The sequence below is a fragment of the Rhodanobacter sp. FW102-FHT14D06 genome, assembly GCF_043950705.1.
In the GTDB taxonomy this organism is placed as follows: domain Bacteria; phylum Pseudomonadota; class Gammaproteobacteria; order Xanthomonadales; family Rhodanobacteraceae; genus Rhodanobacter.
Genome location: NZ_CP170722.1, coordinates 1,150,235 through 1,174,124, shown reverse-complemented (window position 1 = coordinate 1,174,124; position 23,890 = coordinate 1,150,235). Strand labels below are relative to the sequence as shown.

Sequence of the window (23,890 nt, the reverse complement as noted above, 5' to 3'; positions counted from 1 at the left end):
GCGATGAGCATCGGAACCCCAGCCAGGGACGCGGCGCTCGCCGTCGACTACGACCCCTTCGCCGACGGCACGCTGTCGCGCGTGGTGCCCAGCACCGAGCCGCAGCGCGAAATCTGGCTGGCCGACCAGCTCGGCGCCGAGGCTTCGCTGGCCTACAACGAATCGGTCTCGCTGCACTTGCGCGGCGCGCTCGATGCGGCCGCGCTGCATGCGGCGTTGCAGTCGCTGCTGGATCGGCACGATGCGCTGCGCGCCAGCTTCGGCCCGGATGGCGAAGCCCTGTGCATACGCGAGCAGGTGAGCTTCGAGCTGCCGTTGCTCGACCTGTCGGCCGCCGATCCGGCGCGGCGCGAGCAGGCCGTGGCCGAGCGTCGCGCCGCGGTGGTGGAAACCCCGTTCGCGCTGGGCCGTGACCACCTGCTGCGCGGCGAGTTGCTCCGCCTGGCGCACGACGATCACGTGCTCATCCTCACCGCCCATCACATCGTCTGCGACGGCTGGTCGTGGTGGGTGCTGGTGCGCGAGCTGGGCACGCTGTACGCGCAGCGGCTCGGCCACGCGGTGGAGGCGCTGCCGCCGGCCGAAACGTTCGCCGACTACGCGCTGGCCCAGGCCTGCCAGCCGGATGCCGCATACGCGCAGGACGAGCAGTACTGGCTGGCGCGCTTCACCGGCGAGATCCCGGTGCTCGACCTGCCCACCGATCGCCCGCGCCCGGCCCGCCGCAGCTTCGGCTCCGCTCGCGAGGACTGGACGCTGGATGCGGAACTGGTCGCGGCGATCCGCCGCCTCGGCGCGCGCCAGGGCGCCAGCCTGTTCGCCACCTTGCTGGGCAGTTTCGCCGCCTTGCTGATCCGGCTGGCACACCAGTCGCGGGTGGTGATCGGCATCCCCACCGCCGGGCAGGCGATCGACGGCCACGACGCCCTGGTCGGCCACTGCGTCAATACCTTGCCGCTGCTGTTCGAGCCGGACCTGGACCGGCCCGCCGCGCTGGCCATCGAGCAGGCGCAAACCACCTTGCTCGACGCGCTGGAACACCAGCGCCTCACCTTCGGCAGCCTGCTGCGCAAGCTGCGCATCGGCCGCGACCCTTCGCGCCTGCCGCTGGTCAGCGTGATGTTCAACATCGACCAGGCGCTGGACCACGAGGACTCGGCGTTCCCCGGCCTGCAGCTGGAATTCGCCAGCAATCCGCGCCGCTACGAGAACTTCGAGCTGGCGATCAACGCGGTGCAAAGCCATGGCGAGCTGCGCCTGGAATGCCAGTACAACCGCGAGTTGTTCGACGGCGCCACGATCCGCCAGTGGCTGGGGCACTACCAGACCCTGCTGCAGGCGATGGCCGCCGACGACGACACGGCGTTCGGTCGGCTGCCGCTGCTGGCCGACATCGAGCAGCGCAAGGTGCTGGAGAAGTTCAATGCCACCCACGTCGACTATCCGGCCGGGCAGTGCATCCATGAACTGATCGAGGCGCAGGTGGCGCGCACGCCGCAGGCGATTGCCGTCAGCCATGAAGGCGCAACGCTGAGCTACGCCGAGTTGAACGAGCGGGCCAATCGGCTCGCCCACCACCTGCGCGCGTCCGGCGTGCGCCCCGACCAGCGCGTGGCGATCTGCGCCGAGCGCTCGCTGGAGCTGGTGGTCGGCCTGCTGGCCATATTGAAGGCCGGCGCGGCGTACGTGCCGCTCGACCCGGAATATCCACCCGAGCGCCTGGCCTGGATGCTGCAGGACTGCGCGCCGGCGATGCTGCTGACCCAGCAGGCGCTGGTGCCGCGGTTGGCGCCGCTGGCGCCGGCCGTGCCGCCGTTGGCGCTGGACCAGGCCGCGCCGGCATGGGCCGCGTGCGAGGCGTCCAACCCGCTCGCGGCGGCAAACGGCCTGCACGACCGCCACCTCGCCTACGTGATCTACACCTCCGGCTCCACCGGCCTGCCGAAGGGCGCGATGAACGAGCATCGCGGCGTGGTCAACCGGCTGCGCTGGATGCAGGAGATGTTCGCCGTCGATGCACGCGACGTGGTGCTGCAGAAGACGCCGTGCAGTTTCGACGTCTCGGTGTGGGAGTTCTTCCTGCCGCTGATGAGCGGCGCGCGGCTGGTGATGGCGCGTGCCGGCGGCCATCGCGATCCGGCCTACCTGGCCGATACCATCCGGCGCGAGCAGGTCAGCACGATCCATTTCGTGCCTTCGATGCTGCACGCCTTCCTCGACCACGGCGATACCGCGGCGTGCGCCAGCCTCAAGCAGGTGATCTGCAGCGGCGAGGCGCTGCCGGCGGTACTGGCCGCGGCGTTTTTCCGCCAGTTGCCCGGCGTGGGCCTGCACAACCTGTACGGCCCGACCGAGGCGGCGGTGGATGTCACCGCGTGGGCGTGCGTGGCCGGCGACGACGCATCGAACATTCCGATCGGCCGCCCGGTGGCCAACACGCGCATCTACATCCTCGATGGCTATGGCCAGCCGGTGCCGGTGGGCGTGGCCGGCGAGATCTTCATCGGCGGCGTGCAGGTCGGTCGCGGCTACCTCAACCGCGAGACGCTGACCGCCGAGCGCTTCCTGCCCGATCCGTTCGCCCACGACGCCGACGCACGCATGTACAAGACCGGCGACCTCGGTCGCTGGCGTGCGGACGGCAACATCGAATACCTCGGCCGCAACGATTTCCAGGTGAAGCTGCGCGGTTTCCGCATCGAGCTGGGCGAGATCGAACACCGCCTCGCCACGCACCCGGCGGTGGCGCAGGCGGTGGTGCTGGCGCGCGAGGATCGCCCCGGCGACATGCGCCTGGTTGCGTACATCGCCGGCGCGGCTGGCGCCAGCGCCGATCCGGCGGCGCTGTCCGCGCACCTGCGCGCGAGCCTGCCCGAGTACATGGTGCCGGCGCATTACGTGATGCTGCCGGCAATCCCGCTGTCGCCCAACGGCAAGGTCGATCGCACGCGATTGCCGGCACCCGACACGGCGGCGGGCAGCGGAGCACGCGAACAGCAGGCGCCACGCGATGAACTCGAACAGCGCGTGGCCGCAGCGATGGCCGCGACGCTCGGCGTGGACGCGCCGGGCGTGGACGACGACTTCTTCGACCTGGGCGGCCATTCGCTGCTGGCCTCGCGCTGGATCGCCCGGCTCAATCGCGAACTGGGGTTGACCCTGTCGTTGCGCGCCGCGTTCGACGCCCCCAGCGTGGCCGCGATGGCGGCGGCGATCCGCGCGCTGGACACCGATCCGGCCCAGGCCCGCCCGGCGCCGCCGGCGATCCCGCGGCTCGCCGATCGCGGCACCGCGCCGCTCTCGCTGATGCAGCAACGCGTCTGGTACCTGGAGCAGCTCAATCCCGGCCAGGTGGTCTACCACGCGCCGTCCGCGCATCGCCTGCGCGGGCCGATGAACGTGGCGGCCTTCGAACAGGCGCTGCGCGACATGGTGCGGCGCCAGCCGACCTTGCGCACGGCGATCGAGCTGGACGACAAGACCGCGGTCCAGCGCATCCATGCCGGGCTCGAGATCGCGTTGCCGCTGGAGGATCTTTCCGGCGTGGACGCGGCCGGGCGCGAGGCCGTGCTGGCCCGGCGGCTGGAGGAGCTGATCGCCGAGCCGTTCGACCTGGGCACGCCGCCGCTGTTCCGGGTGAGGCTGTTCCGGCTCGCTGCGGACGAACACGTGTTCTTCTTCATGCCGCATCACGTGATCTGGGATGGCTGGTCGTTCGACCTGCTGTACGAGGAGATGTCGGCGCTGTACGCCGCGCGTGCCGCCGGCCGGGAACCTGCATTGCCGCCGCTGGCGGTCGAGTACGCCGATTTCGCCGCGTGGCATGCGCAATGGATGCGTGGCGACGAGCTGAAGCGCCAGCTGGCGCATTGGCGCAAGCGCCTGGCCGGCACGCTGGAGCCGCTGGCGTTGCCGGTCGATCGCCCGCGTCCGCCGCGCATGAGCGGCGCCGGTGCCACCGAGTGGATCCATCTGCCGGCGGACCAGGCGGCGGGCATGCGCCAGCTCGGCCAGCAGGGCCAGGGCACGCTGTTCATGGTGTTGCTGACCGCCTGGTGCGTGCTGCTGCATCGGCTCAGCGGGCAGGGCGAGGTGATCGTGAACACGCCCGTGCGCGGTCGCGACACGCCCGAGCTGGAACGGGTGATGGGCTTCTTCGTCAACGCGCTGCCGCTGCGCGTGCAGCTGGAAGACGGCGCCTCGTTCCTGGACGCGCTGCAGGCGGTGCGTGGCGTGGTGCTCGATGCGTTTGCCTGCGCCGACGTGCCGTTCGAGCAACTGGTGATCGACCTCGACCTGCGCCGCGACGACAGCCGCCCGCCGCTGAGCCAGGCGATGTTCTCGTTCCAGGACGTGCGCCTGCGCCCGGGCCGCTGGGGCGAGCTGGAACACCAGAACATCCCGGTGTTCCAGCACGGCGCGGCTGACGACGTCGGGCTGTGGTTCATCGAGCACGCGCAGGGACTTTCCGGCGGCCTCACCTACAACACCGACATCTTCGACGCCGCCAGCGTGGCGCGCTGGATCGATTACCTGCGGCAGATCCTGGCGCAGGCGGTGGCCTCGCCGCAGCGCGCCCTGGGCGACATCGAGCTGATGGACGCGGCGGAACGAACGCAAGTGCTCGCGGGCTGGAACGCCACCGCGCTGGACTACGACCGCACGCTGGGCCTGCCCGCGCTGATCGAGGCGCAGATGCGCGCCGCGCCGCAACGCATCGCTGCCGAGTGCGGTGGCGAGCGCGTCGACTATGCGTGGCTCGACCAGGCCAGCCGCAACCTCGCGCTGGCGCTGGGTCGTCACGGCCTCGGTCGCGGCGACCGCGTGGGCATCTGCGTGGCGCGCAGCCTGTCGATGCTGGTGGCGGTGCTCGGCGTGTTGCGCAGCGGCGCCGCCTACGTGCCGCTGGACCCCACCTTCCCGCCGGATCGCCTGCAGTACATGGCCGAGCATGCGCAGCTGCGCCATGTGCTGGTCACCGACGCGGCACTGCTGCCGGCGGCGGTCGCCGAAGGTCGCGAACTGCTCGACGTCGACGCGCTGGCCGCGCAGCCGGCGGGCGAGGGCAACTTGCCGCCGGTGCACGGCGACGACACCGCTTACGTGCTGTACACCTCCGGCTCCACCGGCAAGCCCAAGGGTGTCGCCGTGCTTCACCGCAACCTGGTCAACTTCCTGCTGGCGATGGCGCGCGAGCCGGGTTTCACCCGGGACGACACCGTGTGCGCGGCCACCACGCTGTCGTTCGACATTGCCGGGCTGGAGCTGTACCTGCCGCTGACCGTGGGCGGGCGCGTGGTGATCGCCACCGACGAGGAGCAGCACGATCCGAACCGGATGTGGGACCTGATCGAGCGCAGCGGCTGCAACGTGCTGCAGGTGACCCCCTCGGTGCTGCGCCTGTTGCAGGATGCCGGGCGGGATCGCGCGCTGGATCAGCTGCGCCTGTTCGTCGGCGGCGAAGCGCTGCCGTCGGCACTGGCGCGCAACATGGCGGGGCGCTGCCGCGAGCTCTGGAATCTGTACGGCCCCACCGAGACCACGATCTGGTCCAGCGTGGCGCGAATCCGCCCGGATCTCGATACGGTGCCGCTGGGCAAGCCGATCGCCAACACGCGGATCTACGTACTGGACGCGCAGGGTAGGCCATTGCCGTCGGGCGTCATCGGCGAGATCTGGATCGGCGGCGATGGCGTGGCCGCCGGCTATCTGTTCCAGCCCGAGCTGACCGCCGAGCGCTTCGTCGACGATCCCTTCGTCGGCGGCACCGCACGCATGTATCGCAGCGGCGACCTGGGTGCCTGGCGCCATGGCGTGCTGCATTTCCACGGGCGCGTCGACCACCAGGTCAAGCTTCGCGGTTTCCGCATCGAGCTGGGCGACATCGAGGCCGCCGCCGACAGCCACCCGGCGGTGCACGAATCCGTGGCGGGGGTGCGCCGCTTCGGCGACAACGACCTGCGCATGGTGCTGTACGTGGTGATGGACGGCGACGTCGAGGCGGGTGCCCGCGAGCTGCGCGAGCACCTGCGCCAGCGCCTGCCCGGCTACATGCTGCCGCAGCACATCGAGACCCTGGCGCAGCTGCCGAAGACGCCCAACGGCAAGATCGATCGCAAGCAACTGCCCGAGCCCGTCGCCGCGGCGGTCGTGGCGCAGCAGCGTCCCGGCCGGCAGGCCGGGCCCGCGACCGACGCGATGAGCGATGCGCGCGAACTGTATCTCGCCGGCCTCTGGCGCGAGCTGATCGGCGTCGAGGAGATTCGCCGCAACGACAACTTCCTCGACCTCGGCGGGCACTCGATGCTGGCGGTGGAGTTCGCCAGCCGGGTGCGCAAGGAGACCGGCGTGAGCCTGCGCCTGCTGAACGTGGTCACCGGCACGCTGGCATCGCTGGCCGTCGAGCTGCCCGAAGCCGGCGCGGGTTCGCCGCGACCGGCGGAAGGTTCCCTGTGGTCGCGTCTGCGCAAGCGCCTCGGAGGGGGCTGAGGTGCGGGCTCGACGAGGGGCGTGCGCGGAACGTGCACCGTGCCAGCCTGTCGCCCGCGGCGACTGCTACCATCGTGTCAGCCCCGCCGACGGTGCGGGGCGGGTTGGCGAGCGAATGCACGCGTGCATCCGTCCATGGGGCGCGGCACCGATCGTGATGGCCTGGCTCAGTCGTTTCTTCACCCCGAGTCACGCGCTCGATCCTGATCACGCCGCATGTTCACATTAAGCCTTCTCTACCTCGCGCTCACCATCGTCCGGCCACAGGATTTCTTGCCCGCGCTGGAGGGCATTCCGCTGTTGCCGGTGGTGCTGCTGCTGGCTTTCGCGGCGTGGATGATCCGTGCCGGCAAGAATTTCGACGCGCCGCAGTTCCTGTTGTTGCCGGTGTTCCTGCTGGTAGGCATGGTGTCGATGGTCGCCAACCACTGGTTCGGCGGCGCGCTTGCGCTGCTGGAGAGTTTCGGCCCCATCGTGATCGCGTTCTTCGTCTTCGCCTCCGCCTGCACCACGCAGCGCCGGGTGACCATCGCGATGGCGGTGTTCGTGCTGTGCGCCTGCGTGCTGGCCCAGCACAGCATCGTGCAGGCGAACACCGGCATGGGCTGGACCGGCGTACCGCTGGGTGAGGACGGGCGCGTGCGCTACGTGGGCATTTTCAACGACCCCAACGACGTGGGCCTGCTGTTTGCCGCCACGCTGCCGATGGCGTTCTTCCTCAGCAGCGGGGGCGGGTTCCTGCGCCGGATCTGGTGGCTGGCCGCCGCGGGCCTGCTGCTGTACGGCATCTACCTGACCAATTCGCGCGGCGCCATGCTCGCGGTGCTGGTGGTCGGCGGCATCTTCGTGTGGCGACGCCGCGGCATGTTCACTGCCGGCGTGCTCGGCGTGCTGGGTTTGCTGGTGATGCGCCTGCTGTCCTCGCGCATGCAGGAGCTGGACCCGGACGAGTCATCGGCGTTTGGCCGGGTGGATGCCTGGTACGAGGGCATGCACATGTTCTTCTCCAACCCGCTGCTCGGCGTCGGCCCCGGCAACTTCACCGACTACAATCAGCTCACCGCGCACAACTCCTGGGTACTGGTGCTGGCCGAAACCGGGTTTCTGGGCTACACCCTGTGGCTGGCATTCACCACCTACGGCTTCTGGATGATGATGACCGTGATGCGCCACCAGCCCGAAGCGGCCGTCGAGTCGGCGCAGGCCGGCACGTGGCAGGGCGAGCGGGCGATCGCGTTCACCCTGCTGTTGTCGCTGTACGGGCTGTTCTCCGCGGCGTTCTTCCTCAGCCGCAGCTACACCGTGGTGATGTACCTGCTGGTCGCGCTGGTGGTGGGCCATTACATGGGCGCGCGCCAGCGCTGGCCGGGCGTGCCGCTGCTGCGCCTGACCGATCACTGGATGCGCTGGCTGGCCGTGTCGGTGGCCACCATCGTGGCGTTGTACGTCATCACCACCATCTTGCTGATCGGCTCATGAGCATTCGCAGCGGCGCCTTGCGCAACACCCTGTTTTCCTCGATCGGCATCTACGTCGAGTACTCGCTGGGGATGCTGGCGGCGATCCTGATCGCGCGCCAGCTGGGACCGCAGCATTACGGCATCTACGGCCTGTTCATCTGGTTTGCCGCGATCGGCGTGGTGGCGACCAACTCGGGCATCACCACCGGCGTGATCAAGTTCGTCGCCGAGCTGCGCGGCGCCGACCAGCACGAGCTGATCGTGCCGGTGGTGCGTTACCTGCGTCGCATGCAGATGTGGCACCTGCTCGCGGTGATGGCGCTGGCGCTGGCGCTGTACCTGCTGTTCGGCGCACGTTTCGCCGCCGACCTGCGCGTGACCGAGTTCGTCATGCTTGCCGCCGCCGTGGCGTTGCGCGCGCCGTACATGTTCAACATCGCCGTCGCCAAGGGTTTCGAGGCGTTCGACGCCACCGCCAAGGTCAGCCTGATCTCCGCGCCGCTGAACCTGCTGATGGTGGCGGCGGCGATGCTGATGGGGGCGTCGATCTTCTGGTTCCTGGTGGTCTACCTGATCTCCGGCGCGGTGTTCCTGCTCACCTCGCGCCACCAGGCGCGGCGCCTGCTGGCGCGGCATGCCGGCGCGGGGGCGGTGCCCGAGGTGTTGCAGCAGCGGGTGCGCCGGCACCTGCGCATCGTCTCGGTCACCATCATCCTGGGCTTCCTGATCGCCAGCGACGTGGAGATCCTGTTCCTCAACCTGTTCGACAGCGCCGCTTCGGCGGGCTATTTCAAGGTCGCCTACCAGTTGGCGACCGGGATCATGCTGCTGGTGCCGGGCGTGTTCGGCGCGGTACTGCTGCCGATGATGGCCAAGGCGCAGAGCCAGGGGCGCGAGGCCGGCGGCCGGCGCTTCGTCGCCGTGACCAGCTATCTCGCCCTGCTGGCGGCGCCGGTGGTGGCCTTCGGCGGCACCTTCGCCGGCGCGGTGATCGGCCTGCTGTACGGCGCGACCTATGCCGCCGCGGCGCCGGTGTTCGGCTGGTGCCTGTTCGCCTGCGCCATGGGCACGGTGACCCAGGGCGCCACCAGCCTGCTGGTCAGTGCGGATCGGCAGAACGTGGTGCTGATCCTCACCATCATTCTTGGCGTGCTGAAGATGCTGCTTGATTACGTGCTGATCGCGCGGTTCGGTCTGTACGGTTCGGTGGCGGCCATCGTGATCCTGTTGTTCGTCATCGCCGCCTCCTACCTGACCATCGGCATCCGCATCAGCGGCGTGCAGCTGGAGTGGCTGCGGCTGCTGCGCATCGTGCTGGCGGCGGCGCTGGCCGCCGGGCTCGCCTCGCTGGTCCACGCGGCGCAGCTGGGGCCGATCCCGACCCTGCTGCTGGGCGCGCTCGTGCTGACCGCGTCCTACGCGCTGCTGACCCTGTTGTTGCAGTGCTGGAGTCGCGCCGACATTGCCCAATTGCAGAGCCTGCACCAGCGCTACGCCGCCGGTCGACCGCGTCCGCTCGGCCGTCTGCTGGCGTGGGCCGGTGCGCGCGCCTGGGGGGATCCATGAAGACATCGTGGTACGAGAAGGCGTTTTCCCGCGTGCTCTACCCGCTGTGGGAGAGCGGCCTGCGACGGCGGCACACGCTGGCCTACCTGGCCGACTACCAGCGCGACCAGTGGCTGGCGCCGGAGCAGATCGCCGCGCTGCAGTGGCAACGCCTGAAGCGGTTGCTGGAGCACTGCGAGCAGAAGGTTCCGTATTACCGGCAGCGCTGGCGCGAGGCCGGCATCGCCGTCGCCGACATCCGCAACCTGGATGACTACGCGCAGCTGCCGGTGCTGACCAAGGCCGACATCCGCCAGCACTTCGATGCGTTGCAGGCCGAGGGCTGGCACGACCGCGTGCTGACCAAGGCCACCGGCGGCTCCACTGGTGATCCGCTGCGTTTCGGCTACACCCGCGAGAGCTACGAGCGGCGCACTGCAGTGATGTGGCGCGGCTACGACTGGGCCGGCTCGCGCATGGGCCGGCGCACCTTGTTCGTGTGGGGCGGGGCCGTGGGCACGCCGCACCGGCTCCAGCAGTTCAAGGACCGCGTGTACAACGCGGCGTTCGCCCGGCGCGTGCTCAACAGCTTCGGCATGACCGAGGCCAACATGGCCGGCTACGCCGACGCGATCGACGACTACCGCCCGCAGGTCATCGTCGGCTACGTCGGCCCGCTGGTGCGGCTGGCGCAATGGCTGCTCGACACCGGTCGCCGCGTGGCCGCGCCGCGGAGCATCATCGGCGCCGCGGAGTCGCTGCACGAGTTCCAGCGCGAGATCATCGAGCGTGCATTCGGCTGCCCTGCGTACAACACCTACGGCTGCCGCGAGTTCATGCTGATAGCCTCCGAATGCGAGCGTCGCGAAGGCCTGCACGTCAACGCCGATCACCTGGTGGTGGAGTTGCAGCGGCACCCCGGTGCGTCCGTCACCGAACCGGGCGAGGTGGTGATCACCGACCTGTTCAACTACGGCATGCCGTTCGTGCGCTACCTCAACGGAGACGTCGCCACCGCGAGCGACCACGTCTGCAGTTGCGGTCGCGGCTTGCCGCTGCTGCAGCGCGTGGATGGCCGCCTGCTCGACGCGATCCGCACCCCGGCCGGCCACCTGCTGCCCGGCGAGTTCTTCCCGCACATGCTCAAGGACGTGCCGGGGCTGGTGCGCTTCCAGGTGGTGCAGCGCCGGCTCGACCAGCTCGAACTGTCGCTGGTGCGTGGTCCCGGCTTCGACGAAGCCTCGCTCGCCTACATCCGCCGCGAGCTGGCCAAGGTGGTCGGCGACAGCCTGCAGTTGAACGTCCATTTCGTCGACGACATCCCGCTCACGCCCAGCGGCAAGTGGCGCGTGTGCATCTCCGAACTGCCGGCCACGCCCGCGGCATGAACATCGTCCACGTCGTCGAGAACCTCAACCGCGGCGGCCTGGAACGCATGGTCATCGACCTGGTGACCATGCAGCAGCGGCAGGGTCACCGCTGCCGCGTGGTCTGCCTGTTCGAAGCCGGCGCGCTGGCGCACGAGCTGGACGCCCAGGGCATTCCCGTGCACGCCTGCGGCAAGCGCCGCGGGCCGGATCTGCGCGCCTTGCTGCGCCTGCGCCGCGCCCTGGCGACACCCGCCACCGAAGTGCTGCACACCCACAACGCGGTGGCGCACTACCACGCGGTCTGGGCCAGCACCGGGCTGGGCATCGGCCGTGTCGTCAACACGCGCCACGGCATGGGGGCCAACCGCAACTCGCGCCGGCGCGAGGGCCTGTACCGACGCGCGCTGGCGCGCACCGATGCGGTGGCGCTGGTGTGCGCGGCCGCGCGCGACGACGCCGTGCGCCGCGGCATCGTGCCGCCGGGCAAGGCCTGCGTGGTGCCGAACGGCATCCGCGTGGAACAGTTTCTGTCCGCCTCTCCCGACCATCGTGCGCGCCTGCGCGAGAGGCTGGCGCTGCCGCCGCAGGCGCGGCTGATCGGCAGCGTGGGCCGGCTCAACTGGACCAAGGATCAGGCCAACCTGATCCGCGCCTTCGCCGTGGTGCGCCAGCGCGTGGCCGATGTCGTGCTGCTGCTGATCGGCGACGGCGAACTGCGCGCCGAGCTGGAGCAGCTTGCCGCTGCGACGATGCCGGGCGGGAGCGTGCGCTTTCTCGGCGATCGCAGCGACGTGCGCGAACTGCTCCCCGGGCTCGACCTGTTCGCGCTGTCCTCGCTCAGCGAGGGTTATTCGATGGCATTGCTGGAAGCCTGCGCCAGCGCCCTGCCCATCGTCGCCACCGCGGTGGGCGGCAACGGCGAGATTGTGCGCGAGGGCGTGAATGGCAAGCTGGTGCCGGCCGCCGACGCGGATGCGCTGGCCGCGGCGATGATCGCGCTGCTGGAGGCGCCCGCGACCGCGCAGGAACTCGGCGCGCGCGGGCGCGCGTGGGTCGAGGCGGAAGGCTCGCTGGAGCGCATGGCCGCGCGCTACGAATCGCTCTATCGCGGCGAGCGGGAGCCGGCCGACGCATGAAACTGCTGATCACCACCAACCTGTTTCCCACGCCGTGGGACCCGCTGCGCGGCGCGTTCAACCGGCAGCAGTTCGAGCGCCTGGGCCAGCGCCACGAGGTGCACGTGCTGACCGCGGTGGATTTTCGCGAGCGGCTGGGCGGCGTGCGCGGCACGGTCGACGTGCCCGGCCTGCGTCGTGACCACTTCACTTTCGTGTTTCCGCCGGGACTGCGCTCGCTGCATGCCGGGTGCTGGTTCGCTTCGCTGTGGCTGCAGCACGGCCGGCGCCTGCGCGCGGAAAAATACGACGCGATCCTGGCCAGCTGGGCCTATCCCGATGCGGTGGCCTCTGGCTGGCTGGCGCGCCGGCTGAACATCCCCTACGTGGTCAAGGTGCACGGCAGCGACCTGAACGTGATGGCCGAGGGTGCGTTGCGCCGGCCGCAGATCGGCGCGGCGTTGCGCCGTGCGGGCGCAGTGGTGGCGGTGAGCCAGGCACTGGCCGACAAGGCGGTGGCGCTGGGCGCCGACCCGACGCGGGTGCACACGATCTACAACGGCGTCGATGCGCAGCGGTTCTCGCCCGGTTCGCGCGAGGCGGCGCGACAACGCCTGGGCCTGGGCGCCGAGCAGCCGTTGCTGCTCTACGTCGGCAATCTGAAATCGACGAAGGGTTGTCTGGACTTGCTGGAGGCGTTTCCCGCCGTGCTGGCGCAGCGGCCGCAGGCGGCCCTGGTCTACGCCGGCGCCGGCGCCTGCCGCGACGAACTGCTCGCGCGGGCCGCCGCCCTGGGCTGCGCCGAACGCGTCAGCCTGGTCGGTGCCGTGCCGCATGCGCAACTGGGCGACTGGTTCCGCGCCGCCGACCTGTTGTGCCTGCCCAGCCACAACGAAGGGGTGCCGAACGTGGTGCTGGAGGCGATGTCCTGCGGTATCCCGGTGGTGGCCAGCCGGGTCGGCGGCATCCCCGAAGTGCTGCCGGAGTTTGCCGGCATGCTGGTGCCGGTGCGTGATCCGGCAGCGTTGTCCGCCGCCTTGCTGGAAGCCACCGGCCGGGCATGGCAGGGCGAGCGCATCGTCGAACACGCGCGGGGCTTTCGCTGGGACGACAACGTCGACCGGCTGGAGCGGGTGTTGTGCGAGGTCGCTGCCGGTCACCCGTGACCCGCGGGGCGGGCCGGTCAGGCGTCGTCGGCTTTTGTCGCTGGCGCGTTGCCTGTTTGCGCGTTCGTCGCGAACATCCGCTCGAAACCCTTCTGCAAGCCGATGCGCGGTTCCCAGCCCAGTCCGCTGCGTGCCGCACTGATGTCGAAGTTGGCCAGCGGGCGCAGCGAGCGGACCCGGTAGCGGGTCAGCGGCACGCTGCGGTGAAGCAGCTTGCCGAGCAGTTCCACGCCGGCAGCCAACGCCATGAACACGCCGGTGGGCACGCGCAGCAGCTTCAGCTCGTCGCCCAGCTTGCCCTTCACCCTGGCCAGGTAATCGCCCTGGGTGACGATCTGCGGGTCGACCACGTTGAAGATCCGGCCCGTCGCGGCGGGTGCGTGCGCGGCCAGCAGCAGCGCGTCGACGACATCGTCGACGTAGACCAGCGGCAGAGTCTGCTGCGCCGGGCCGACCGCGATCCAGCGCCCGGCCAGCGCCAGCGTGCCGTTCGGGGTCACGCGCTCGGCCCCCGGCCCCACGATCTGGCCCGGGCGCACGATCACCGCCGGCAGCGCGCGCTCGCGGATCGCGTCGCTGACGATTCCTTCGGCGGTGAGCTTGGTCTGGGTATAGGCGCCGCGGCGGTCGGGCCAGGGCTCGAACGCCGAGTTTTCGGTGACGGCCACCGCCGGATCGCGGCCGGCGTGGTCGAGCACGCTGAGCGAGCTGACGTAGACCAGCCGCTCCGCCGCATGCCTGGCGCAGGCGTCGACCACATTGCGGGTGCCCCACACGGTGCCCGCCTCGAAGTCGCCGGGGCCGCCGCGCATCGCCGCGCCGACGTGGTAGACCACGCGCGCGCCCTGCACGGCATGGTCGACGATCGCCGGATCGCCGAGATCGCCCACCACCACCTGGATGCCGGCGCTCTCGGCGGCCGGGTCGGCCCGGCGCACCAGCACGCGCACCGATTGCCCGCGTGCACGCAGCGCGGCAACCAGCGCGCGGCCGAGGAAACCGGCGGCGCCCGTCACCAGCGCGTCGACCGGCGCCAGCGGCACGATGCGCGCGGCCAGTTCGTCGCGCCGTTCGCGATCCGCCTGCGCGCACACCGTTTCCATCAGCGCGACATGGCGGCGGCCTTCCTCCGCGCTGATCGGCGGCGTGGTGCCCTCATGCAGCGCCTGCGCAAATGCCTGCGCGCCGTGCTGGATGCCGGGCGAGGGGCGCAGCCGGCCGGTGGCGAAGCGCAGCACGTTCCACGGCACGCGCACCACGTCGCGCAGGGCGTTGGTGAAGGCGGTGAGCACGATGCCGATGAACTTCGGGCCGGGCAGCACGCGCTTGATCCGGCAGATCTGCAGGAAACGGTCGGCCTCGATGATGCCGCGCGTGCCCTGCACGATGATGCGGTTCTGCATCGGGCGGATGTTCCACGACAGCAGCAGCCGGCCGACGCCGTCCGCGCATTGTGCGCGGGCATCCCATTCGTCGAACTTCAGGTTGGTGCTGCGGCCGCTGGAGCGATAGCGCACGTCCAGCTCGCCGATCGGGCCGAGGAAGGATTCGAGCACGTACAGGCCGTGCACGCCGAGGTCGCGGAACGGATACGAGCCCTGCTTGACCATGCCCGGCAGCGGGCCGCCCGCGTACGGCGGATAGTCCGAGCTGCGCAGCACGTCGAAGCTCAGCACCTCGCCGATGCGGCCGGCCTTGACCCAGGCCTGCGCCTGCATCACCACCGGATCGAAATGGTCGGAATGGTCGACCGACAGCAACAGGCCCTTGTCGCGCGCCTTGGCGATCATCGCATCGCACTCGGCGACGGAGTCGGCCATCGGCTTCTCCACGAACACGTGGCAGCCCATGTCCAGCGCCTGCAGGGTCAGCGGCGCGTGGCTGGACGGCGGCGTGAGCACGTACACCGCATGCGGGTGGCGCTCGGCGAGCCGGGTGAAGTCGCCGGTGACGAACTCGATCCCGAAGCTGGTGGCCAGCGCCTGCGCGGCCTTGGTGTCGATGTCGCAGATGCCCACGATCTCGACGAACTCGAGCCGGCGCAGCGCGGCGATGTGGTGGCGCGCCACGTAGCCGGCACCCACGATGGCGATGCGCAGCTTCCCTTCGATTCCCGCGTTCATCCTGTCCCCTGTTGTTTCCACTGATTCATGCCTGCTTGCGTGCAAGCGCCGATGATACTTCGCGCAACACCTCGTCCACGCGGTTGTCCCACGTTTGTCCGGCCACCGCGGCCACGCGCGCGTCGGCTGCCGCCGGCGTGTCGTCCCGCAGCGCCCGATCCAGACCGTGCAGGAAGCCGTCCCGGTCCGCCGCGATCTCGACCCAGCGCGCGAACTTGTCGATCTCCGGCTGGCTCACGCTGACCACCGGCTTGCCGGTGGCCAGGTACTCGCGCACCTTCAGCGGATTGGCGTTCGCGACCTGGCGGTTGTGCCGGTACGGGATGATCGCCACGTCGAATGCCTTGGCCCAGCGCGGCAGCTCGCGGTACGGCTGCGCGCCGACCAGCCGCACGTTGTCCAGCGCGCGCAGGCGCGACACGTCCACGGCGGCGTGGCCGACCAGCAGGAAGCTCCACTGCGGGCGCTCGCGCGCCAGCCATTCGATCAGTTCCAGGTCGATCCATTCGTGAAGGGAGCCGAAATAGCCCACCACCGGGTGGGCGAGCTCCCGCGCCGCGGCCGGCACCGCCGTGGCGGGGTCGCGCGCCTGGCCGAACAGGGCCGTGTCGACGCCATGGGGCGAGAAGCGGGTGGCTGGGTTGATGGCGCGCTTGGCCTCCAGCAGCGCCGGCGGGGCGACGAAGACGAGGTCGGCACGGCGGGTCAGATCGAGGTCGCGTGCGGCGATCAGCTCGCTGTCCACGCCCGGGTGCGCCGCGTAGTCGTCGATGCAGTAGTACACGCACAGGCGCTCGCCCAGCTGCTGCGCCAGGAAACCCGGGTGCGGCACCGCGAACCAGGAGATCGGCGTGACGTCGCCCAGCACGCGCATGGCGCGGCGCACCGCCCAGCGGCCGAAGACGCGGTTCAGCCAGTCGACCCCCGGCACCCGCCGAAACGGCAATTGCGGCACGGTGCAATGCCACAGGTTGGGGCGCACCGGCACCGGCGCGCGCAGGGCCGCGCGCAGCTTGCGCCAGGCGCGGCGCAGGTCGCGCCCGCTGGCCTGCGGCGCGCGCATGCCGGGCGAGTCGACGTACAGCAGCGGTGCGGCATGGGCCAGGCGTTCGGCCACGTGATGGCTGCTGGTACGGTTTTCCGCGTACCAGTCGTTGCCGAAGTAGATCAGGCCATATCCCTGCAGCACGCGTCTCTCCGCGGATCGCAAACGTGGGTGTGTGGGCCGGCGCCGTGATCCCCGCGCGGCCGCCCGAAGGACGGCGGACATGCGAAAATCGCCCGGCTTGGTGCCGAATGAAGATATCCTGTGCGTCGGATTCGGATGGCGGCAGCAGCCCCTGCGCACGCCATCGACGACAAGGGTGGATTATGCCTGCAAGCAAGGATTTCTGCCGGTGCCGGCACAGCGTGCGCGGCAGCGACGGATGGTCGCCATGATCGGCTGGTTGAAGCGCATGCGGTTGCTGCGTTGCCTGCCCGCTGCGGTGGTACTCACCGCCATGCCTCCCGGCGGCGCCCGCGAGCTGTACCTCAGCTTCGATGACGGCCCCGACCCGCAATACACGCCGGCCCTGCTCGACCTGCTGCGGCAGCACCAGGTGCGCGCCACGTTCTTCCTGATCGGCAGCAAGGCCGAGCGCCACCCGCAGCTGGTACGGCGCATGCTGGACGAGGGGCACCGGCTGGGCAACCACTCCTGGAGCCATCCGGATTTCAACCGGCTGTCGCTGGCCGGGATGATGGACGAGATCGACCGCACCGACCGGGTGCTGCAGGCGTTCGATGGCGTGCGCCACCACGGCGTACGCCCGCCCAGCGGCGCGTTCTCGCTGGCGCTCACGCTGCGCCTCGCGCGCGAGCGGCGACGCCTGCTGTACTGGTCCTACGACAGCCTCGACTACCAGCACCGGCCGCCGGCAGAACTGGTGGCGGCGATGCGCGCGCAGCCGCCGCGGCCGGGCGACGTGCTGCTGATGCACGACGACAGCGACTGCTGCACCCGCATGCTGGAGACGCTGCTGCCGCAGTGGCGTTCCGAGGGTTTCGAGTTCCGCCCGCTGCCCACCGGCGCCGACCTGGGCGCAACGGCTGAAGGAGTGCACGCATGATCGTCGCCTGGCTGATCGCGGGTTTGCTGGCGCTGTGCGCCATCGCCATCGCCGTCACCGTGGCGATCCGCGCGCGCAACATGCAGTACTGGCTGGGCGGCTACCTGCGCCGCCGGCGGCCGCCGGCGGTCGACGGGCCGATCCACGTGATGTTCTGCTTCGTCGACCATTTCGAGCCGGCCTGGGGCAAGGTCGACCTGGCCACCCAGCGCGCGCGCGTCGACCGCTGGTGCCGTGACTACCGCGCCCTCGCCGCGATGCACCGCGACGCCGACGGGCGGATGCCGCAGCACACGTTCTTCTATCCGGAAGAGGAATACCTGGAAGAACACCTGGACAAGATCGCCGCGCTCTGCGCGGAGGGCTACGGCGAGATCGAGATCCACCTGCACCACGACAACGACAACGAGGCCAACTTCCGCCAGACCATCGAGCGCTTCAACAACCTGCTGCACGAGCGCCACGGCGCGTTGCCGCGCGATCCGGCCACCGGCCAGCTGCGCTTCGGCTTCATCCACGGCAACTGGAGCCTGGACAATTCGCGCGCCGACGGCCGCTGGTGCGGCATCAACAACGAGCTGATCCTGCTGCGCGAACTCGGCTGCTACGCCGACTTCACCCTGCCGTCGGCGCCCAGCGACACGCAGACGAAAACCAGCAACGCGATCTACTACGCCACCGACGACCCGCTGCGGCCCAAGTCGCACGACAGCGGCGTGCCGGTGCGCGTGGGCGGCACGCCCAGCGGCGACCTGATGATCGTGCAGGGGCCGCTGGGGCTGAACTGGCGCGAGCGCAAGTTCGGCGTGCTGCCGCGGATCGAGAACGCGGACGTGCGCCGCGGCTGCCCGCCCACGCCCGAGCGGGTCGACGCGTGGGTGAAAACCGGCATCCACGTCGAGGGGCGGCCGGAGTGGGTGTTCGTCAAGGTCCACACGCACGGCACCCAGGAGCGCGACATGGACACCCTGCTCGGCGACGCCGCGCAGCGCATGCACCAGCACCTGGAGCGCGCCTACAACGACGGCAAGCGCTACGTGCTGCACTACGTGACGGCGCGCGAAACCTACAACATCATCAAGGCTGCCGAGGCCGGGCATCGCGGCGACCCGCATGCGTTCCGCGATTTCCTGCTGCCGCCGCCACCGCACCGGCTTGCCGGGGCGTAGCGGCGCCGCGCTCGCGCGGATCACCGCGGCGTGGTCCCGGCATCATCTCCGTCCTCGAGGGAGGAAACAGATGGACTGGCGCACGAAGGGAATGCTGCAGAAGGTGCTCGGCGTGATGCCGGGCGGCGCCGCGGTCCACTACCAGCTGCAGCGGCGGTTCGGCGGGCTGCGCGACTTCGATCGCGAGTTCGACATCAAGATCGACGACTGGCGGCTGATGGCCAACCAGCTGCGCGAAGTCGGCGTGCCGATGGCGGGCGCGCGGCTGTTCGAGATCGGCAGTGGCTGGTATCCCACCTTTCCGCTGTGCTGCTTCCTGGCCGGTGCGCAGCGCGTGGTCACCGTCGACCTCACCCGGCACCTGCGCCGCGATCTGCTGCGCGCCTGCGCGCGCGGGCTGGAGCGGCATGTCGCCCTGATCGCCGAGGTCGCCGGCCTGCCCGAGGCAGAGGTGCGTCAGCGCCAGCAGCAGTTGGCCGCCGCACTGGAGCGATGTGCCGACCTGGCCGCGGCGACCGCCGGCGTGGTCGATTACCGCGCACCGGCCGATGCCGCCCGTACCGAGTTGCCCCGGGACCATATCGATTGCGTGTTCTCCAACAGCGTGCTGGAGCACGTGGCGCCGGAGGCCATCGGCGGGATCTTCCGCGAGGCGATGCGCATCCTGCGCCCCGGCGGGATCATGTTCCACTCGGTCAACTGCGGCGATCACTACGCCTATGTCGACTCCCGCATCACCCAACTCAATTACCTGCAATACACCGATGCGCAGTGGCGGCGCTGGAACAACGCGTTTTTGTACCAGAACCGGCTGCGCGCCGACGTCTTCGTCGAGTTCGCCGAGGCGGCCGGTTTCGCCATCGTGGCCCGGGTGACCTCGCCGCCGGCCCGGCGCCTGCGCGAGCTGGCAGAGCTGAAGATCGCCCCGCAATTCGCGTCGATCCCGGCCGAGCGCCTGTGCGTCACCTCGATCGACTTCATCGCACGCAAACCGGTTGCCTGAACCGGGTCCGGGGGTGTCCGGCCGGTGCCGGCCGCGAGCCCGGATGAAGCGTGAAAAGCGATGCCCGGCGCTCTGGAAAACGCATACAATGACCCTGTTTCCGGGCGTTGCCCGAGCGCCTGCGGAGGTTCGATGCCCCGCGGCGGCCGGGAGGGATCGGCCGACGGTACGCGCGACAGGGGGCGACCGGCGCAGCAGGGATGGTGGCAGGCGAGTCGAGGCTTCGTGTTGTCACTGGATGCAGGAGTGGTCGGGTACCCATGGCACTGGTCAGCGTAGTCATCCCCACGTTCAATCGTGCCTATTGCCTGGCGCGCACGCTGGACAGCGTGCTTGCGCAGACGCACGCCGAGCTGGAGATCCTGCTCGTCGACGACGGCTCCACCGACGAGACGGCCGAACTCGTCCGGCAGCGCTACGGCGACGAGCCTCGCCTGCATTACATCACCCAGCCCAATGCCGGCGTCGCGGCAGCGCGCAACCATGGCCTGCGGCTGGCTCGCGGCGAGTTCGTGGCGCTGCTCGATTCGGACGATTTCTGGCAACCCTGGAAGATCGAGCTGCAGCTGCGCTGCATGCAGCAGTTCCCCGAGCTGGGCATGGTGTGGACCGACATGGAGGCGATCGATCCGAACGGGCGCGTGTTCAACCGCGCGTACATCCGCACCATGTACAGCACCTACGCGCTGTTTCCCGATGATCGGCTGTTCCAGCGCAGCGTGCCGCTGCGCTCGTTCGCGCCGTCGATGGAGGCTGTGGTCGGTGCCGCGCCGCTGCGCATCGGGATGATCTTCTCGCAGATGATCATGGGCAATCTGGTGCATACCTCCACCGTGCTGATCCGCCGCGAGCGGCTGGAAAAGGTGGTGGCCTTCGACGAGACCCTGCGCTATTCCGGCGAAGACTTCGATTTCCACCTGCGCACCTGCCGCCATGGCCCGGTGGGCTTCGTCGACCTGCCCACCATCCAGTACCAGCGTGGCATGCCCGACCGGCTGACCCGGGCGGAATACCGCATCCACACCGCCACCAACTTCCTGCGCACGATCGCTCCGCTGATCGAAACCGCGCGCGACGAGATCCACCTGCCGCGTCGGATGATCGACGGCGCGCTGGCCGATGCCCACGAATGGATCGGCGAGCTGCATTTCGAGGCCAACGACATGGCGGCGGCACGCGCCCACCTGTTCGCCAGCATCCGCCACCGGTGGCTGCAGAAGCGGGCATGGGAACTGTTCGTGGGCTGCTACCTGCCGGCCGCGCTGCGCCACTGGCTCCAGGCCCACCGCCGGCATCTGCGCCAGCGCACGGTGGCGTCGCCATGACGGTGAGCCAGGCGCCGCCAGGCACGGGCGCGCCCTCGCGGACAAACGGTTTGCCGGAGTCAGCACCGAGCTTGCGCGTGATCGGGGACGTCGCCGCGTGGGACGCGATCCGCGCCGACTGGGACGCGCTGTACCAGGCCAGCCCCACTGCATCGACACCGCTGGATTTCACCTGGCTGCGCCATTGGTGGGACGTCTACGGCCCGGTGTACGGCCGCGGCGGATTGCGCATCATCACGTTGTGGCGCGGCGCGCGCCTGGTCGGCGTGCTGCCGCTGTACCTGGATGTCGGCCGCGGTGGCCGACTCGGCGTGCGCTGCCTGCGCTTCCTCTCCACCGGCGAAGCGGAGTTCGAGGAGGTCTGCGCCGATTACCTTGACTTGCTGCACCTGCCCGACGAGGAGATGGCTTGCGCGAAGGCTGCATGGCGGGCGATCGACGCCATGGCCTGGGACACGCTGGAGCTGCTCGACCTCTCGGAACATTCGGCACTGTTGCGCTGGCGCAGCGCCTTCCCGCGCCACGCGCGCCTGCAACCGGTTTCCCGTGACGCCTGTCCGATCGCCTTCATCGGGGACGGCTTCGAGGCCTACCTGGCGCGCCTGTCGTCCAAGAGCCGCATGCGCGCGCGCCAGGAGATGCGCAAGGTCGAACGCTCGGGCGCGGTGTTCGAACTGGCGGACGCGGCCGAAGCCGAGCGCTATTTCGACGAGTTGATCCGCATTCACCAGGAGCGGTGGATGGCCGACGGGCGGCCGGGTTGCTTCGCCGCGCCACGGTTCACCGAGTTTCATCGACGCCTCGTGCGCGAATGGGTCGCCAGCGGACGCGTTATCCTGGCGCGCCTGTCGCATCAGGCCAGCACCTTCGTGGTGCTCTATGGTTTCGTGACGGGCCGCAAGTTCGACCTCTATCAGTTGGGGGTCATGCCTGACGAGCGTGCGGTCATCCACAGCCCCGGGATGGCGGCGAACTTGCTGCTGATGGCGCAACTGGCCGGTCGGGAGATGGATCGGTACGACTTTCTGCGCGGAACCAGTGCGTTCAAGAAATCGCTCACGACGGAGCAGTGCGGCATGGTCTGCCTGGCATGTCGCAGGCCGACGATGCGTGCCGCGTTCGGCGAGGTTCGGCATCTGTTGTTGCGGGCGGGCAGGAAGGTCGGCCAGCTGGTTTCGCGTGGTCGATTGCCATGACATTCCCCATGAAGAAAGCGATCGCTTCCCGCCTGCTTTGCCGCAGTGGCCTGCGCCGACTGCTGCACCGGACCGTGCGCTGGTCGGGCGTGCTCGTGCTCAACTACCACCGCATCGGCGACGCGCTGGATTCGCCATTCGACCGCGGCCTGTGGAGCGCCAGCGCCGAGGCGTTCGCCGAGCAGATCCGCTTCTGCAGGACGGAACTGGAGATCATCGATCCGGCCGACCTGCCGCGGGTACTCGCGGCCAAGCGCGGCCGCTACGCGATGATCACCTTCGACGACGGCTATCGCGACAATTACCAGACGGCGTTGCCGATCCTGCGCGGCGAAGGCGTGAGCGCCACCTTCTTCGTCGCCACCGGTTTCATCGACGCGCCGAGCCTGCCGTGGTGGGACGAGATTGCCTGGATGGTGCGCGGCAGCCGACGCGAGGCGCTGCACCTGCCGGCATGGTTCGATGCGCCGATCGCCTTCGACGAACCGCAGCGCGAAGCCGCCGTGCGCCGGCTGCTGCGCAAGTACAAGGAAATGCCGGAGCGGACCACCGCTGCGTTTCTCGATGCCGTGGCGGATGCTGCAGGCACCGGCCGGGCCGGGCCGCGCGCCGGCGATGCGCTGTGGATGGACTGGGACATGCTGCGCGAGATGCAGGCAGCGGGCATGACCATCGGCGGGCACACGGTGCATCACCCGGTGTTGTCGCGCATGTCGGCGCAGGGTCAGCGCGACGAGATCCAGGGTTGCGCGCGCCGGCTCGCCGAGGAACTGGGTGCGCCGATGCGCTGCTTCAGCTATCCGGTCGGCAACCGGGGCGCGTTCGACCAGATCACCCGCGACTGCCTGCGCGAAGCGGGCGTGGAGCATGCCTTCAGCTACTACGGCGGGCACGCCCGCTACGATCGCTGGGACGCCTACGACATCCCTCGCGTGGCGGTGGAGACGGAGCTGGACACCGACTGGTTCCGCTCCCTCGCGACCTTGCCGCAGCTGTTCGCGTGACGGCCGCGCCGACGACGACCGCTGTCCCGACGCCCGCGCTGGGCGGCGATCTGGTCAGCGTGGTGATGCCGGTGTACAACGCCGCGGCGTGGTTGCCGCGGGCGGTGGAGTCGGTGCTGGCGCAGAGCCATCGCAACCTGGAGCTGGTCGCGGTGGACGATGGTTCGCACGACGATTCGCTGGCGATCCTGCAGGGCTTTGCGCAGGCCGACGCGCGCGTGCGCGTGCAGCGCCAGCCGGCGAACGGCGGCGTGGCCGCTGCACGCAACGCCGCGCTGGCTGTCGCGCGCGGCAACTATGTCGCCTTCCTGGACGCCGACGACTGGTGGCACCCGGCCAAGCTGGAGCGGCAACTGGCCAGCCTGCGCGCCAGTGGCGAGCGCATCAGCTACGCGGCGTACTGGCGGGTGGCGGAAGACGGCCGGGTGCTCAGCCGGGTGGACCCGCCCGCGCGGCTGGAGCATCGCGACATGCTGGCCAGCAATTTCATCGGCAACCTCACCGGCCTGTACGCGCGCGAGCTGGGCGACGTGCCGTTCCGTCGGATCGGCCACGAGGACTATGCGTTCTGGCTGGAGCAGGTTCGCCGCGCCGGCGCGGCGGTGCGCGCGGACAGCGCCGAACCGCTGGCCTGGTATCTGGTGCGCGAGTCGTCGCTGTCGGCCAACAAGCTGCGCGCGGCGCGCTGGCAGTGGACGATCTATCGCCAGGTCGAGAAGCTCGGCTTGCTGCGCGCCTCGCTGTGCATGCTGCGCTACGTGTGGCACGCCTTCGCCAAGCGCAGGCGACCGCGCCGATCGCCCTGACCGACGCG

At 69.9% G+C, this 23,890-nt stretch carries 15 protein-coding genes; 13 read left to right on the top strand and 2 right to left on the bottom strand.

Translation table 11 applies throughout. The annotated features are described in order from the left end of the window. Positions 1-3 precede the first annotated feature (3 nt). The 6 genes from ACFCQI_RS05500 to ACFCQI_RS05475 all read left to right on the top strand — a co-directional run bounded on the left by ACFCQI_RS05500 (position 4) and on the right by ACFCQI_RS05475 (position 13,145). A complete protein-coding gene (locus ACFCQI_RS05500; RefSeq protein WP_395120377.1) occupies positions 4-6,489 on the top strand; it encodes an amino acid adenylation domain-containing protein in 6,486 nt (2,161 codons plus the stop codon). 216 nt (positions 6,490-6,705) lie between these two features. After that, entirely contained in the window at positions 6,706-7,968 is a 1,263-nt protein-coding gene (locus tag ACFCQI_RS05495; protein ID WP_395120376.1) for an O-antigen ligase family protein, read from the top strand. Further along, positions 7,965-9,515, top strand: a complete 1,551-nt coding sequence (locus ACFCQI_RS05490; protein ID WP_395120375.1) for a polysaccharide biosynthesis C-terminal domain-containing protein — start codon at positions 7,965-7,967, stop codon at positions 9,513-9,515. The genes ACFCQI_RS05495 and ACFCQI_RS05490 overlap by 4 nt, the downstream gene beginning before the upstream one ends. Beyond that, entirely contained in the window at positions 9,512-10,882 is a 1,371-nt protein-coding gene (locus ACFCQI_RS05485) for a phenylacetate--CoA ligase family protein (RefSeq protein WP_395120374.1), read from the top strand. Before ACFCQI_RS05490 ends, ACFCQI_RS05485 begins: the two co-directional genes overlap by 4 nt. Next, positions 10,879-12,000 (top strand): glycosyltransferase, encoded by a 1,122-nt coding sequence (locus tag ACFCQI_RS05480; RefSeq protein ID WP_395120373.1) that lies wholly within the window; start codon positions 10,879-10,881, stop codon positions 11,998-12,000. Before ACFCQI_RS05485 ends, ACFCQI_RS05480 begins: the two co-directional genes overlap by 4 nt. Then, positions 11,997-13,145, top strand: coding sequence for a glycosyltransferase (locus ACFCQI_RS05475; protein WP_395120372.1), 1,149 nt, complete (start codon positions 11,997-11,999; stop codon positions 13,143-13,145). The genes ACFCQI_RS05480 and ACFCQI_RS05475 overlap by 4 nt, the downstream gene beginning before the upstream one ends. A gap of 17 nt (positions 13,146-13,162) precedes the next feature. On the opposite strand, the gene ACFCQI_RS05470 is transcribed toward ACFCQI_RS05475, so the two are convergent. Both ACFCQI_RS05470 and ACFCQI_RS05465 read right to left on the bottom strand, forming a co-directional pair. Then, positions 13,163-15,268, bottom strand: coding sequence for an NAD-dependent epimerase/dehydratase family protein (locus ACFCQI_RS05470; RefSeq protein ID WP_395120371.1), 2,106 nt, complete (start codon positions 15,266-15,268; stop codon positions 13,163-13,165). A gap of 25 nt (positions 15,269-15,293) precedes the next feature. Next, positions 15,294-16,457 carry a glycosyltransferase gene (locus ACFCQI_RS05465; protein WP_395120369.1) on the bottom strand — a complete coding sequence of 388 codons (1,164 nt, stop codon included), beginning with the start codon at positions 16,455-16,457 and terminating at the stop codon, positions 15,294-15,296. Positions 16,458-16,704: 247 nt separating this feature from the next. Here ACFCQI_RS05465 and ACFCQI_RS05460 point away from each other — a divergent pair, with 247 nt between their 5' ends. The 7 genes from ACFCQI_RS05460 to ACFCQI_RS05430 all read left to right on the top strand — a co-directional run bounded on the left by ACFCQI_RS05460 (position 16,705) and on the right by ACFCQI_RS05430 (position 23,882). Further along, entirely contained in the window at positions 16,705-17,379 is a 675-nt protein-coding gene (locus ACFCQI_RS05460) for a polysaccharide deacetylase family protein (RefSeq protein ID WP_395120368.1), read from the top strand. After that, positions 17,376-18,548 carry a hypothetical protein gene (locus tag ACFCQI_RS05455; protein WP_395120367.1) on the top strand — a complete coding sequence of 391 codons (1,173 nt, stop codon included), beginning with the start codon at positions 17,376-17,378 and terminating at the stop codon, positions 18,546-18,548. The genes ACFCQI_RS05460 and ACFCQI_RS05455 overlap by 4 nt, the downstream gene beginning before the upstream one ends. A gap of 70 nt (positions 18,549-18,618) precedes the next feature. Continuing rightward, positions 18,619-19,551 carry a class I SAM-dependent methyltransferase gene (locus tag ACFCQI_RS05450; protein WP_395120366.1) on the top strand — a complete coding sequence of 311 codons (933 nt, stop codon included), beginning with the start codon at positions 18,619-18,621 and terminating at the stop codon, positions 19,549-19,551. A gap of 260 nt (positions 19,552-19,811) precedes the next feature. Continuing rightward, positions 19,812-20,876, top strand: coding sequence for a glycosyltransferase family 2 protein (locus ACFCQI_RS05445; RefSeq protein WP_395120365.1), 1,065 nt, complete (start codon positions 19,812-19,814; stop codon positions 20,874-20,876). A gap of 224 nt (positions 20,877-21,100) precedes the next feature. Next, positions 21,101-22,072: a GNAT family N-acetyltransferase gene (locus tag ACFCQI_RS05440; RefSeq protein ID WP_395120364.1), complete on the top strand. Its 972-nt coding sequence runs from the start codon at positions 21,101-21,103 to the stop codon at positions 22,070-22,072. A gap of 8 nt (positions 22,073-22,080) precedes the next feature. Beyond that, positions 22,081-23,076: a polysaccharide deacetylase family protein gene (locus ACFCQI_RS05435; RefSeq protein ID WP_395120363.1), complete on the top strand. Its 996-nt coding sequence runs from the start codon at positions 22,081-22,083 to the stop codon at positions 23,074-23,076. Then, the gene (locus tag ACFCQI_RS05430) at positions 23,073-23,882 is read left to right on the top strand and encodes a glycosyltransferase family 2 protein (RefSeq protein WP_395120362.1); all 810 of its coding nucleotides are present in this window, start codon (positions 23,073-23,075) and stop codon (positions 23,880-23,882) included. Before ACFCQI_RS05435 ends, ACFCQI_RS05430 begins: the two co-directional genes overlap by 4 nt. Positions 23,883-23,890: the final 8 nt, after the last annotated feature.